We start from the raw sequence: 10,766 nt of genomic DNA on the forward strand, positions 1-10,766 counted from the left end.
GGAGGAGGAACCGATATGAACACCCCCTTGCAGCAGAAAGAGGTGGCTCTTGCCTGGCTCATTCCTTCGGATGACCCTGCGGGACAGCGCCAGGCACAAGCCGTTGAGAACTGGTTGCAAGCCTGCGCCTCCGAGGCTCCTTTCGCTCTGGAGCTGGTCGGAACCAGCCAGACACAGGGCTTTCTCCTGCGCTCTCGCTCATGGGAGCAGCTGCAGCTGCTCTGTCGCCAGCTGGAAGCGCTGGCTCCCCAGGTGGAGGTACGCTGGCTCTCCCCGGCTCGTGATCCGCTCCGTCTACGCTCAGACGAGCAAGCGTTGATCGGAAGCTTCGGGTTGCTGGCCCCCAGCTATCTGCCCATCAAGACGTTTCCTGGGAAGCTGCTGACGGAACCGGGCACAGATCCGCTACCTGGCTTGCTGGCAGCGATGGCCACCGTCGGCCCCGGACAGAGGGTCATTGCCCAGGTGGCCCTGGCCAGGGCGCCTGATGACTGGGTCGGCGCGGATCTGCGCAAGACCGTAGAGCATGCACTGCAGGCGGAACGGGAGCAGCATGGACGACAGGCGATCTCTGCTCGTTCCCAACAGGATGTGGCCGAAGGCGTCAGACTGCTGGCCCTGGTGGGGGCAGCCGTGCTGGTGCTCCTGGCCGGTCGCTGGTGGCAGGCTCATGCCTGGCTTCCTCTGCTGGGCCTGGGCCTGCTCAGTCTGATCGCAGGACTCGGGTGGCTCTGGTGGTGGCTGACGCGCCCGGCGGTGCCGCTCTACGATCAGCGCGCCGTCGCCGAGAAACTGGCGCGTGCAGGCTTCTATAGCCAGGTGAGAGTGATCGTCGTAGGACCTTCCGCGGCTTCGCCTGCCTCGCTGACCCGAGTCCTGCACGCGCTGGAAGCGGCCTATCGACAATGGACGCTGCCCTCCTGTAATGGATTCGTACTACGCCAAGTCCGCCACGTGTCAGCTCATCGACATCAGGCACGCAGGCTCCCCGACCTGGAAGCCGCCTTTCCCCGCGCTTCTTACTTCTTGCGTCTCCTCTATGGAGGGGCACGCTCGCCCTGGATTCTCAACGCTCTGGAAATTGCGGGCCTCTTCCACTTGCCTCAGCCCGGCACGGATCTACCCCTGGTTCACCGCAACACACGCAAAGCGCTGCTGCTGTCCCCAGCGCTGGCGCAGCAGCTGCTCGAGCGACGCAGCCCTTTTCCCCCTGCCTTGCTGGGTTACTCCTGTCAGAGGGGCTACCGGGTCCCAGTCGCACTGCCAGCGGAAAGCATCCTGACCCATACGGTGGTCGTGGGCAAATCGCGGGCTGGCAAATCGGTCCTGATGCACTTGCTGGCCCGTGCACTCCTGCAGGACTCCTCACAGATCTCTCCTCCCGCCCTGGTCTTGCTGGACCCACACCGGGACCTGGTCGAGCTGCTACTCGACCAGGTGTCCCCAGCACGCCAGCAGGATGTCTTGCTATTGGATCTGATGGATGAGCAGTATCCGGTGGCCATCAATCCCCTGGATGCCTCCCTGGGCCTGAGCCCTGATGAACTGGTGGCCAACCTCATGTCCTGCTTCGAACGCATCTGGGTCGAGCAATGGGGGCCAAGGATGGCGTACTTCCTCACAGCCGCGTTGCGCCTCCTGGCAACGCTCAATGCTGGCCTAGTGCACCAGGGACAGGCAGAGGAGCAATACACCCTCCTGGATATCAATCCCCTGTTGCAGGATCGTGCCTTCGCCGTCCACCTGTTGGCGCAGCTCAACCTGAGCCAGCCCCAGCAGCAAGAGCTGGTCCAATTCTGGCAGACCAGCTACTGGTCGTTACATCCCTCCTTTCGGAACGAGATTTGCATGCCGATCGTGTCCAAGATCGGCATGTTCCGCGAACATGAGCAGCTTCGGCGCATTGTCGGACAGCCGGTGACCCGCGCGCCCCTCCAGGAGGCCATCACAGCGGGCAAACTTGTCCTGTGCGCGCTGGCCAGCCGGGAGTTGCCCGAGGGAGCAGTGAACATTGTTGGGTCGACATTACTCAATCTTCTGCACCGTGCCTTCCGGCTGCAGCAGCATTTGCCGTTGACTCAGCGGCGTAAGGTGCTGGTGGCGGTAGACGAATTCCATGTCTTCTCTGGAGCAGATTTCGAGCGCCTCCTGGCTGAAGATGCAAAGTACGGCTGCAGCCTGCTGCTCTCTTCTCAGAGTCTCAAGAGGCTTCCCCTCCTGCGCGAGGGGCTACTCGAGCTCGTTCTGGCGAATTGCCAGCAGCTGTTTGCCTTCAGTGTTTCTGCCGCCGATGCAGATCTGCTGGCAGCAGAATTGCATCAGCGCGTCACCGCCACAGACCTGGTCCGCCTTGCGCCGTTGCACTGCTACGCGAGGCTCAGTCTGCCAGGATGGCCGCAGCAGGTGATCTCGCTGCAGCTGCAGCCGCCGACGGTAGCAACGCCAGGCCGGCGAACCTGCGCGGCAGCTATTCGTGCCCACAATCGCGCGCGACTGCAATCTGCCGCAGAGGTGGATCGCCAGCTGGCAGATCGAAGCCGTCGCCACCCCGAAGCGGCACTCACCAGCTGGCGGATTCAGCGAGAGGCCGGGCGAGCGCAGCAGTATGCGTTGCAATCAGCAGACGAGTCGGTGATCCAGCCTGGTTCAGAAGAGGCCCTGACGGCACCGCGCCTGACTGAGCAGCCGAGTGGTGAGCCTGCCGCTCCTGCACACAAGCATCGACGGAGTCGGCGCCAGCGTCACCGCAAGGTCCCTGTTGGAACACCGCCTCCTGATCCCCAGGAGCAGCTAAGTAAGCCAGTGGCAGAGCGAGCACTGGCAGAAAGCGAGGAGAAAGATGAAGATCGGCAAGCTGCTGACAGACCCTGAATCGACCAGTCTCCAGTCAGCGGAGATCTCGCTCCTGCGCTGGGTGCTCTGGCACCCTTTGCTTGCCTTATCTGAGCTCGTGCGCCTGGAACAGAGTCGCCGAGGGACGCCGTCAGGTCCGGCTCCTCAACCGACGGCCTCCCAGGTGGGCAGGCAGGTGCACCACCTCGTCAAGCGAGGTCTGCTCCTGGCCTTTCGACTCCACGAGCCGGGCTGGCCGCCGGCCCAGCAACGCTATGCCCTCAGTGCCGCGGGGGTAGCAGCCTTTGCACACCAGTTCCAGCCGGCACTCTCGCTCCAGGCCCTGACCCGGGCCTATCCCATCGAGCAGGAAGACTTGCTCAGCCGGCTTGCCCGCCCTTTCCCCACCCTGGTGCTGGCTTCCTGCTTCACGAGCCTGATCGAGGGGGAACGGCAGGGCTGGCAGGTCCGGGTATTCCAGTTTCCCTGCTCCTGGCGCCATCTGCTGCGGCGCTCAGGCTCCTCACCATCCCACACTGCTGGCAGACCTGATACAGCCTGGTGTCTGCTTCAGCAGGGGCAGCAAGCCGTCTCGCTGCTGCTGGTGGTCGGTCCGCAGCAGGAGCAGCCCTTTCCCTGGCACCCGGTCTCCCTTCTGCTGCAGCAGCTCGCTCGCTATCAAGAGGCCCATGCACTGCAATCGCGGCTGAGGCCAGTCCCGCTCGTTCTAGTCGTGAGTGCAGCAGTACATCTGCCTGTCTGGAGCGAGCTATTACAACGCCCTGTCTTCACTCAACGCCCCTTGCCCCAGGGGGGCGTGCTCTTGCTGGAGCAGGTTCGTCAGAGTGGATTGCTGGCAGCGCCTTGCTGGTGCTTTTCCAATCTGGCAGTCCTGGAGAGATCAAGCAGGACAGCATCGGAGGAGGCAGTCATGCTTCGCCCGGCGGTTAGGGTGTTACTGCAGGAGCAACTCATGCTGTCAGATCAGTCACAAGTGAGCCAGCCTCAGTTTGGCGATGAGCCGAGGAGGTTACAGGTTCAGCGCAAGCAATGGACCGGAACCGAACGGAAAGGCCAGCGACGATGGAAACGTAGTCAGAGCTGGTGTCTCCCTGATCCTGGATGGGTGACTCGCCTCATAGCGCAGATGCCTGATTCAGACGGGTTAGCACCTCCTGGTGCTGGTTCCCTCACCGCCACAGCGCGCCTCAATCTGGCGCTCACTGCCCAGCGCAAGCGGATGCTGCTGCTACTGGCTCGCTTTCCTCTGCTCAGCTCTGCTCAGCTGGCGCAACTCCTGGAGCCAGGACAGGCCCGGCGTCGGCTCCAGCGATCGCTGCTGGTTCTGTCAGCAGCCAACCTCGTCACGAGCCTCCGGTGGCCCGCAGCCCCGAGTAGGGAGCAGGAGCGCTGGCTGCTGACAGAGGTTGCTGTTGCCTATCTTGTAACGCGAGGGGAGCTCCCGCGGGGCTGGGTAGCTCTCCCTCCTGCAGAGCTGACTCAGATGCAACACACACATGGCCTCTACGCCTGCCTGGCAACTCTCCTCGGGGCTAGCACGCATGAATCGATGATTGTCGCTTCCTGGCTGTGGAGCACACGTGAAAGTGCCCGCCGCTGGTTTGATCCAGGGCGACAGGAATGGGTCCAACTGCGTCCCGATGCAACCTGGATTGTCTGGCTGCGTGGGCATCCCGCCCCTGTACGCCTGCTGATCGAGTATGATCGCGCTACCACCAGGCGGCGGGAGCTCCAGGCCAAATGGGAGACCTACGCCGCAGCTGGACAGCAAGCAGGAGGGTGGTCCCCGCCGGTCCTTATCATTACCACGCAGCCCCAGGCAGCAGCGCGCATCCGCACGTGCTGGCAGATCAGCGGGGCTCCTCAGCCCATGCTGCCCCTCCTCCAAGTGGAGCTAGACCAGCCTGATGGGCTGTCCCAACTGACCGACTGGCTGCTTCAACTCTGTTCGCTCTGAGACTCTTCGGCCAGGGAAGACGAAGGGAACAGACTGAATGCTTCCTGCTGGCTGAGCTGGAGCGCCAGCCGATAGGCATTGGTCTGCGCCCGCGCTGTTTCCAGATCCGCCAGAGTCTCCCGTCTGGGTTCCCAGCGCCGGTCCGAGATACGACGCATCTGGGACCAGTACGCGCGCCAGAGCTGATCGACCTGCCCGGTCTGACTCAGCGAGCCCCAGAGTAAGACGGCACGACGCAGCGCCCGCTCACTCATGAGCACCCGCTCCCCTGGCTCACCTCCTGACCCGAAGCTCACCTTGCTATCAAATCGCGTCGCGCACGCTGCCAGCGCATAGTCCGCGTAGCACTGAGCTGCGCGTGCGAATGACTGGCGCTGCTGCCGCAGAGCCAGCTCGCTGGGGGGCGGACTCCCAAAGGTCAATCCCTCTCGCCACTCTGCCTCACCCAGCCACCAGAGGGCCTCCAGGTACCAATCACGCCCCTGCGTAAACGGCTTGCGGATCCAGGAGCTGCGTCCCTCCCAGGGTTGGACCAGCTCAGGATAACGCTGGATATAGCTGGCCAGAAAGTCTCCGCGGTACGCTGCCAACAACTCTTCACAGGCTCGCATAACCTCCCTGGGGACTTCCTGGACCAGACGCCCCTCTTTACGCGCCTGCGTAAGGACTCCGTAACTTCCCTGGATCATATCCAGGTCAATGACCTGACAGCCGGATGCCAGTCGCCAGATCCCCCCTTCACTGGCGAAGGGATCAAGTGCTGCCGGCAACGCCTCTCGCTCCGTCAACACCCCTTGCGCGATGAGAGCCTCTCGTACACGCCGGCGTAGGATCTTCCGATGCGAGTCGAAGCGTTCACTTAGTCTCTGAGTATGAGCCTCCTCATCGGGCTGACCATGCCCAAAAACCTCTTCCAGAAGCTGATCCCGTGGCACCCCTTGCCTATGCCAGGCCAGATAGGCTAGCAGCTCCTGGCGCTTCGGATAGGTTCCTAGCGACACGGGAATCTCTTCCCCTCCTCTTTGTAGGGCCAGGACGATCTCGCCGAACACACGGAGCAGGAGCCTGGCCTTCCGTTTGGCATCAGTAGGCCCTTGCTGGTGAACAGGATGCTGGAAGGTGTTGATCAGAGCGGGAGGGAGACTCCCCTCATAGGCCAGAGGACGCGACCCGATCGCTTGCTCCAGGGAGTGTGAGGGGCTGGCAGGAACGACAGCGGGATGGGCAGGGAATGAGAGCGATGCCTCCAGCGCAGAATCCTGCGGAGAGGACCTGGAAACCGACGCCGGGACCCCGTGAGCTAAGGCTGTGGTCATGGAAGACAACGATCTCCCCGCACCAGGTTCCGTTGTTTCGGGAGAAGATCCAGGCCGATTCGAATGCAGCCCAGGCATGGGGACACGGTCCACGGCATCCACTCTGTCCTGAGCCCCCCCCTGGTCCCCCTGGTGATCAGCGGTAGAGGAGGAAAGGGTTCCACGCAGGAGGAGGAACAGGCTTTCAAAGGCCTCAGTAAGGAGCATCGGTATGAGCAGAGGAGCAACGAGACGCAGGCACAGCAGAATAATAGGCCAACGATTGGCTGGCTCCTGCCAGAGGACCGGGAAGGAGGCCACCTGTTGCCAGAATAAGGACCAGACCGGCAGCGTCCAAAGCAGGAAGCTGCCAATTGCACTGATAAGCAAGACCAACCGCACCAGGAACTGCCTGGACCGGCTTCTGGGAGCAGCCAGGACAAGGAGCCATGTTGGGCGATGGAGCATGATGCACCTGTTGTCCTTTCTCACTTCGAATGCCTTGCTCTTTCCCCATAGCTAGAGCAGAAACAATACTGAGCCAGCGTGCATGTTGAGGTAGCCATCCTGGAGGAACAGACACAGCTTCTCTTCCAGTGTACGCGCTTCAGGAGACCAGAGCAGGAGAGCAATGCATCGCTTTTATGGGAAGCATCTCGCGTCTTTTAGGGACAGAACCGGGATGAGCCAGGGACAGAAAGGGAACGTGCACCGTCTGCCTCTGGAACGATTGGGGAACAGGAGTGGAAGCACCGGGGAAAATATACAGAGGCGAGGAAGAGGAGCTGGCCTCAGTTGCTGTGCGGTCGGCTTCCTCTTGATGAATGAACATCTGCCTCTCTTGCATAATTCCTCTACGTATGATACGGTGCTCTCCAGAGGCTCAGGGAGAATGCTCTGGATCGCTGGGTACCATGCCATGTCGGCAACATACATCCATGATGCCTTCCTCTGAAGGCAAAGCGACGACAATCAGCGTCACAGCCACCGGCTGGAGGCCGATCCTACCGCAAATTGTCGTCATCTTACACACTGTGGTCGTCATCTCGCCAACAAGAGAGGAGAAAGATCGCATGAAACTGATGGACTCTCCCATGCATCCATCCTCGCTGCTTGCCAGACTTTGCCGTCAGGAACCCCTGGGAGCTTCAGAAGCTGGAGGGGGAATGATGCGTCAGATTCCTCTGGCGTTTCTGCTTCGTTTGGACCAGCCAGATGCCTCTCCAGTAGCCCAAGATGGGTACACTGAGGGAACGGCGCTCCTCGTGGCAGTAGACAATGGCAATGATGCCTTGAAAGGTGCACTCTTGCACGCTCGGCTCCCCCAACTGACCGTCCGCCGGATTTCCACGGCCTATGCCCCTGCCGAGGTGATGCGGGTCGGCGAGGAAGTCCCCACGTGGCAAGTAGATGCCTCCGAACCATTCTGGATCGGAGATCAGGCGCTACAGGTGGCGACCACCGTGGAGAGCCTGCCCATTGGGATGAGTCCTGAGCGCCTGCTCGATCGACGCTGGCAACACTTCTTCTTTGCCTGCCTCGCCGAGTTGTTGCGGGCAGCCGGCTACGAGCGACCAGGGCAGAGTTGGCAGGGTGAGTATAGGCTCTACGTGAGTCTGGGGCTCCCTAACGAGGAGCTGTCCAGAAATAGTGTGCATCCGACGGTGCTCCAGGCACTGCGTCCTTTGCTGGAGACGCCACGGCTGGTCCAGCGCACCGATGAGCAAGGTCACACGAACACGTGGCGCCTCCAGCTTGTCGACGTGATGCCCTACCCTCAGACCTTCGGGTCCTTTGTCGCCTGGTACTACAGCCCCACAGGAGAGGCACTGCCAACGGAGGTCGTCAGGCATGTGACCGTGGACATTGGAGGGGGGCAGCTCCACCGGTGCACGGTGACGATTGACCCGCGTCCAGATGGCCGACCGCGTCTGCGCATGCAGGCCACGCTGCTCGATGAGGGGACGATTGCCCTGGCCCGTGCGGTTCGGGAGCACCTTCGCAGTCTCTATCCCGGGGTGCGTCTCTCAGATACCGAAGCTCAGCAGGTCCTCGTGAGCGGTACGCTGTTGCGAGGGGGACGGCGTGTGGATGTCACGTCGCTTGTGAGTGACGTCATCCAGGCTCGTGCTCAGCGACTGCTGACGCATCTGCGGCATCTGCTCCAGGAAGAGCAGACCTTCGTGATGTGTACTGGAGGTGGAACGATCCTGCTCGAACGTCCGCTTCGGACGCTCCTGGGGCAACGACGGGCCCAGGAAAGCATGCTGATTGTGCCCCGAGAACTCGCTGCCGTTCTCAACGCAGCGGGGGGCTATCTCCTTGCTCAGGCAACAGTCCAACAGCGAATCCAGCAACGGTTGACCGCGGCAACAGCGTCCCGCGACGAGGAAGACCACTGATGAAAGCTACCACAAAGCAACCCAAAGGACCGATCTCGTTACGGAATGTGCCACCAGTAGCTCTCCAGCTAGCGCAGGCCCTCGCAGAGCAGACCCATCTGTCCCTGGCCGACCTGCTCCGGCAGGCCCTTGTCACAGGGCTGTTGGTCGAAGCAACCCGCTTTGCCCCAGATGCTCAGGGGCGATTGGGCGGCATGGAAGCCATTGCGCTGGCGCGAGCGCTGCGACGGCACCTGGGATCAGCTATTGATCTTCTCATCGAGCATGGAGAGCTCCCCTATGGCACCAGTGCTGCCCAAAGACCCGAGGGAGAAAGAGCCAGGCAGGGAAAGGCCTCGGCGCTGAACCACTGGGAGCTGCAGCAACCACAGATGGCTCCAGCCCTGGGAGAGGACTTAGAGCAGCTAGGAATAGGGGTGAGCCTGGTCAACTTTCTAGAGCAGCCCCCTCCGGGCACAGCCTGATCAGGAGGAAAGGAGCCAGGCTTCTTGCCCATGGATCATATCACCCGCTGGGCAAGTGCCTGGCTTGCTGGCTGGTACATGCCAACGCCAAGATGAGGGTAGATTCCAGGTTACCAGTGCCACTCTAGTCGAGGTGCTGGCAATGCAGCTCCTCTAGCAGCTCCGCTGGGCCGACAGGCGCCAGGGAAGGTGAGGCCGGCACATTCAGGAGTGCTCCCGGTGGTTCTTCCGCATCGCTCGGAACCCGCGGCGTCTGGTCACCCGCGGTCCCGGCAGGTGCTTCGACAGATGATCCCCTGGGCTGTATTTGCGCTTTTGACTCTCCACCATTGCAGAGGTCAGATGCATGTAATGGCGCACAGTGGAGATATCCTCATGTCCGAGAATCTGCTGCAAACTGAAAATGTCACCACCGTTCATCAAGTAATTAACGGCAAAGGTATGGCGCAGGACGTGAGGACTAACCCGCTTCCCTGTGATCCCCGAGCGCTGCTTGAGCCGTTTGAAGAGCATTTCCACCCCATCTTTGGTAAGAGGCAAGCGCGTTTCTGACAGGAAGACATGATTCTCTCCAGCACTCCCCCATTCAGCCAGTTCCTCCTCGCTCGGGCGGTGCTTATCCAGGTAGTAGTAGAGATAGCGCTGGCAGTTCCGCCCCAGAGCCACCTCTCGCTCTTTGGATCCTTTCCCGAGCACAGTGATTACGCCTCTCCTGCGATCCACCCTCTCCAGACACAGGCTAATGAGTTCCGAGACGCGGATCCCTGTATCATACAGGACCCATAAAATGCTCTGATTACGCACCGCAGCTCGCTCGGCCAGGGGACCAATCTCCCCGGGAGGGGCACAGGCCTGCAGTAAGCGTTCAAACTCTTCTTCAGTGATGATCTGGACAAGTGGGCGACCTGCTTTAGGGAAGGTGACCTGCTTAAACAGATCGTCTTCCAGGATACCCTGGCGTTGCACCCAATGAAAGAAGGCCCGAGCAGAGCGGGCATACGTTTGCACTGTACGCGCTGTGCGCTGTTTACCATACTTTCCCGGAGTGGTGCGCAAATGCACGAACCAGGCGCTGAGGTCTGCCGCCTCGACAGCATCAATTGTCCTGATCCCTTGCTGCTCCTGCAGAAAAACCCGCAGCAGTGTGAGTGAGATTCGGTGCCACGCAATCGTCTTGGGACTGCGATTCCCTCCGGCCTGATCCTGGAGATATGCCTCTATGAGATCTTCGATGGTGTATCCACGTCGCCGGCGCGCTGATCGTTCCAGTGGTCGAGTGGCTTGCTCCCGCCGGTCTCGCTTCCGCCCGGTCGCCTTCCTGCGATCCTGTTTGGCGCGCTGGGCCAGGGCCCGCTGCTCCGTGATACGCGAAGATGTTCCTCGCCGCGCTGGTCTCCGCGGAGTGAGGACCTGCACGGTCTCAGTAGAGAGAGACGCAGAAAAGGGGACCTCCATGAGCCGGTTCGCTCCTTTCCTTTCTATGGTGCTTGCTCATCTGCAACAGTGCAGCAACTCGCCCGTTGGTCTGCCCAGAGAGGAAGCGGTCTGCTCAGCCCCTCCAGAAGGCAAGAGTCCCTCCCTGGACCCGCAAGCTCCTGGGCAGGAGTCTGCCAGGGACAACCATAGCAGAGCAGGGGGGGCCGCCCCCAGAACGGGGGCGGAATCCGGGCAGGAGCATCGGGGAACAATGCGGGAACCAGGTGGGAAGCTGAGCGTGCTTCCCCTGGAGACAGGTGGTTGCCAGTTGAGGCAGACAGGCGGTCACAGCCGCCAGAGAAAGGGAACACTTGTGTCC

The 10,766-nt window shown here is 61.4% G+C and carries 7 protein-coding genes; 4 read left to right on the forward strand and 3 right to left on the reverse strand.

What is annotated here, in order from left to right:
• The first annotated feature begins 15 nt into the window (after positions 1 to 15).
• The gene (locus ACFMO7_RS19420; RefSeq protein WP_376797137.1) at positions 16 to 2,871 is read left to right on the forward strand and encodes a hypothetical protein; all 2,856 of its coding nucleotides are present in this window, start codon (positions 16 to 18) and stop codon (positions 2,869 to 2,871) included.
• Complete coding sequence (locus tag ACFMO7_RS19425; RefSeq protein ID WP_376797138.1) at positions 2,840 to 4,810, forward strand: replication-relaxation family protein; 1,971 nt, start codon at positions 2,840 to 2,842, stop codon at positions 4,808 to 4,810. Before ACFMO7_RS19420 ends, ACFMO7_RS19425 begins: the two co-directional genes overlap by 32 nt.
• Here the strand turns inward: ACFMO7_RS19425 and ACFMO7_RS19430 are convergent.
• Together ACFMO7_RS19430 and ACFMO7_RS19435 are read right to left on the reverse strand one after the other, a co-directional pair.
• Positions 4,792 to 6,126 carry a hypothetical protein gene (locus tag ACFMO7_RS19430; RefSeq protein ID WP_376797139.1) on the reverse strand — a complete coding sequence of 445 codons (1,335 nt, stop codon included), beginning with the start codon at positions 6,124 to 6,126 and terminating at the stop codon, positions 4,792 to 4,794. The genes ACFMO7_RS19425 and ACFMO7_RS19430 overlap by 19 nt on opposite strands.
• Before the next feature lie 862 nt (positions 6,127 to 6,988).
• The gene (locus ACFMO7_RS19435) at positions 6,989 to 7,201 is read right to left on the reverse strand and encodes a hypothetical protein (RefSeq protein WP_376797140.1); all 213 of its coding nucleotides are present in this window, start codon (positions 7,199 to 7,201) and stop codon (positions 6,989 to 6,991) included.
• Positions 7,202 to 7,370: 169 nt separating this feature from the next.
• Between ACFMO7_RS19435 and ACFMO7_RS19440 the strand changes: the two genes are divergently transcribed.
• Together ACFMO7_RS19440 and ACFMO7_RS19445 are read left to right on the forward strand one after the other, a co-directional pair.
• Positions 7,371 to 8,507: a hypothetical protein gene (locus ACFMO7_RS19440; protein WP_376797141.1), complete on the forward strand. Its 1,137-nt coding sequence runs from the start codon at positions 7,371 to 7,373 to the stop codon at positions 8,505 to 8,507.
• On the forward strand, positions 8,507 to 8,971 hold the full coding sequence (locus ACFMO7_RS19445; RefSeq protein WP_376797142.1) for a hypothetical protein: 465 nt from the start codon (positions 8,507 to 8,509) through the stop codon (positions 8,969 to 8,971). The genes ACFMO7_RS19440 and ACFMO7_RS19445 overlap by 1 nt, the downstream gene beginning before the upstream one ends.
• A gap of 204 nt (positions 8,972 to 9,175) precedes the next feature.
• Here the strand turns inward: ACFMO7_RS19445 and ACFMO7_RS19450 are convergent, their stop codons facing one another.
• A complete protein-coding gene (locus ACFMO7_RS19450) occupies positions 9,176 to 10,426 on the reverse strand; it encodes a tyrosine-type recombinase/integrase (protein ID WP_376797143.1) in 1,251 nt (416 codons plus the stop codon).
• Between the last annotated feature and the right edge of the window lie 340 nt (positions 10,427 to 10,766).

Source organism: Thermogemmatispora sp., assembly GCF_042408735.1.
Lineage (GTDB): Bacteria > Chloroflexota > Ktedonobacteria > Ktedonobacterales > Ktedonobacteraceae > Thermogemmatispora.